This window comes from Natrinema soli (assembly GCF_028618695.1).
Genome location: NZ_JAQIVI010000335.1, coordinates 1 through 2742, shown reverse-complemented (window position 1 = coordinate 2742; position 2742 = coordinate 1). Strand labels below are relative to the sequence as shown.

Below are 2742 nucleotides of genomic sequence, written 5' to 3'. Positions count from 1 at the left end.
TGCCAGTCGAATCCGCGGACGAACTCGAGGCGATTCTCGGATACGACGCGATCGCCGTCGTCGGCTCCGGGCAGAGCGCCGCCGAGGTCGTGCTGGACCTGCTCGAGCGCCAGTCCGTCCACGGCTATCGACTCGACTGGCTCACCCGCTCGGACGGCTTCTTCCCGATGGAGTACTCGAAGCTCGGGCTCCAGCACTTCACGCCCGAGTACGCGCGGTACTTCTACGACTTGCCCCAGTCGCGCAAGGACGACCTGCTGGCCGACCAGGACCTGCTCTACAAGGGGATCGACCCCGAGACCAGCGAGCGGATCTACGACACCCTCTACGAGCGCTCGATCGGCGACCGCGAGCCCGACTTCGGTATGCTCGCGACGACCGAAGTCGCCGATATCGAGCGCCTCGACGGCAGCTACTGGCTCGAGTGCGAGCAGCACCAGCAGGAAACGTCGTTCGCGCTCGAGACGGACGCCGTGATCTTCGGAACGGGGTATCAGCGGCCGACGCCGACGTTCCTCGAGCCGATCGCCGACCGGATCGCGTTCGACGACCGGGGCCGGTTCCGCGTGAGCGAGGAGTATCGTCTCGAGGGAGAGTTCGGGAGTCCGGACGACGCCGGCGGCCGCGTGTTCGTTCAGAACGTCGAGGTGCACACCCACGGCGTCGGCGCGCCGGATCTCGGCCTGGGCTGTTACCGGAACGCGGTGATCATCGACCGGCTCGTCGGCCGCGAGGTCTACCCCATCGACCGGGATACCGTCTTCCAGAATTTCGACGTCGAACAGTTCGCCGACCACGCGCCGGTTCGGACCGGCACCGCACAATCGCCGTCACTCACCACGGAGTAATTCATGCAAAACGCACGACACACGACGGAGACGGAGTACGGACTCGACGGAATCGACACGCTAGACGACGTGCTGACCGAAGATCGCTGGAACGACATGGGACGGGAGTTGCTCGCAAAGATCCTGCAGGAGTTCACCTACGAGGACGTCATCGAGCCCGAACCGGTCGGCGACGATCGGTCCAGTGACGGATCGGGCGGCGAGTGGACCGCCTACGAGATCGATCTCGAGGGAACGCGCTACCGCTTCGACGCCGTCGAGCGGTTCTGGGATAGCATCAGCGTTCGCGCCGACTCGATCGAACGCGACGCGGGCGACGGGTTCGAGTCCGTCGACGACCCGCTCCAGTTCGTCGTCGACCTCGAGCCGACGATCGAGATGGACTCCATCACGGCCGGCCACCTCGTCCGCGAGTACACCAACACGCTGCTCGCGGACGCCCACATCGATTCGGCCGACGCCGAACGGTCCGTGCTCGACATGTCCTACGGCGAAATCGAGGGCGAGATGACCGGCCACCCGTGGCTCACGTTCAACAAGGGCCGGGTCGGCTGGGGGTACGACGACTACCGGGACTACGCGCCCGAGCGCGCCGAGCCGATCCGGCTCTCGTGGTGTGCCGTCTCCCGGGAGGCGGCCGAATTCGTCAGCGTCGAGGGCCTCGAGCACGAGGCGCTCCTCGAGTCGGAGCTCGGGAGCCACTACGGCCGGTTCCGCGCGGAACTCGAGGGGCGCGGGCTCGAGCCCGACGACTACCGCTTCGTGCCGATCCACGATTGGCAGTGGGAGAACGCGATCGTTCCCCTGTTCGGCAAACAGCTCGCGACGGACGAGATCGTGCCGCTGGGGACGGGGCCGGACGAGTACCTGCCCATGCAGTCGGTTCGGACGTTCGTCAACGCCGACGAGCCGGCCAAACACAACGTGAAGCTCCCGATGATGATCAGCAACACGCTCGTCTGGCGCGGCCTCCCCGGCGAGCGCACCGAGGCCGCCCCGCTCGTCACGGAGTACGTGAAGGACGTTCGGGATTCGGACCCGTTCCTGCGCGACGAGTGCGAGGTCGTCCTCCCCGGCGAAATCGCCGGCGTGAACTTCGATCACCCGACGTTCGACGCGCTCGAGGCCCCGCCCTACCAGTACAACGAACTGCTGGGCTGCGTCTGGCGCGAGAGCGTCACGGACCTCATCGACGACGGCGAGCGAGCGATGACCCTCTCGTCGCTGCTGCACGTCGAGGACGGCGACCCGGTGATCTCGAAACTCGTCGAGCGCTCCGACCTCGCGCTCTCCGAGTGGCTCGACGAGCTGCTCGCCACGATGCTTCCGCCGCTCCTGCACTACCTCTACCGGTACGGGACCGCCTTCTCGCCACACGGAGAGAACACGATCCTCGTCCTCGAGGACGACCGGCCGTCCCGGCTCGCCGTCAAGGACTTCGTCGACGACGTCAACGTCGCCGAGGCACCGCTCGAGGAACTGCAGGGACTGCCCGATGACCTCGAGGACGTGCTCCTCTCCGTGCCGCCGGAAGAGCTGCGCCTGTTCGTCGTCTACGGGCTGTTCGTCGGCGTCTACCGCTACCTCGCAGATCTGCTGGTCCGCCATCACGACTACTCGGAGGAACGGTTCTGGGGGCAGGTTCGGACTGCGATCGAGGACTATCAGGCGCAGTTCCCCGCCCTCGAGGAGCGATTCGAGCTGTTCGACCTGCTCGAGCCGACGGTCCCGAAGCTGACGCTGAACCGCAACCGGATGATCGATATCGGCTACGGCGACCGCCCCGAGCGACCCCACGCGATCGAGCACGGAACCGTGCCGAACCCCCTCTCCGAGGTCGAACCCGAGCGGTGATCCGAGCGCGAGCGGGCCCGCGACGCGAGAACGCGTGCCG

General features: G+C 66.7%; 2 protein-coding genes. Both read left to right on the top strand.

Annotation, left to right across the window (positions count from 1 at the left end):
• A partial coding sequence (locus PGX04_RS19685; protein WP_273740066.1) for a SidA/IucD/PvdA family monooxygenase occupies positions 1-848 on the top strand: 848 nt, incomplete at its 5' end.
• Positions 849-851: 3 nt separating this feature from the next.
• Positions 852-2702: an IucA/IucC family protein gene (locus PGX04_RS19680; protein WP_273740065.1), complete on the top strand. Its 1851-nt coding sequence runs from the start codon at positions 852-854 to the stop codon at positions 2700-2702.
• Positions 2703-2742 lie beyond the last annotated feature (40 nt).

Excerpts from the sequence above, each read along its gene's own strand:
- PGX04_RS19680 (WP_273740065.1), top strand. The coding sequence starts at position 852 with ATGCAAAACGCACGACACACGACGGAGACGGAGTACGGACTCGACGGA.